Source organism: Mesorhizobium sp. M8A.F.Ca.ET.165.01.1.1, from assembly GCF_004792065.1.
Classification (GTDB): Bacteria; Pseudomonadota; Alphaproteobacteria; order Rhizobiales; family Rhizobiaceae; genus Mesorhizobium.
The window spans coordinates 1-513 of the sequence record NZ_SRTH01000058.1; the positions used below are offsets into that span (position 1 = coordinate 1).

The 513-nt window shown below is 62.0% G+C and carries 1 pseudogene; it reads left to right on the forward strand.

What is annotated here, in order from left to right:
• Window positions 1-399, forward strand: a pseudogene (locus EN808_RS35110) (phospholipase D-like domain-containing protein); the annotation flags it as partial.
• Window positions 400-513: the final 114 nt, after the last annotated feature.

Sequence of the window (513 nt, forward strand, 5' to 3'; positions counted from 1 at the left end):
CTGGCCGACCATGCGCCCGAGCCTTTCAAGACGGAGTGGTCCGGGGGCGGCGGCATCAACATCCATCACAAATTCGCGGTGGTCGACTTCGACAAGCCGACGGCGAAGGTCTATGCGGGCTCCAGCAACTTTGCGCCAGCCGGCGAGAAGGGCAATGGCGACCACATGATCGTTATCGAGGATCAGCGCGTCGCCACGGTCTTTGCGATCGAATCGCTGCGCATGTTCGACCATCTGAACTTCCGCACAAGGATGGCCGAAGACCTCGCCGACCAGCCCAAGAAGCTGACGTTGAAGAAGCCGAAAGCGATCTCCAAGCTGAAAACCTCGTGGTTCGACAAATTCTACGTCGCGGGCAGCCAACGCGCACTGGATCGGATGCTCTTTTCGAGCAAATAGGCAAGCAGGGGTAACGGCGGGCGCCGATGCATGGGGCAAACCATGCCGGGCGGCGGACGATTGGTCGCCATCCGCCCGGTTTTTCATCGCCGCCGGCGGGGCGCCTGGCCGGCA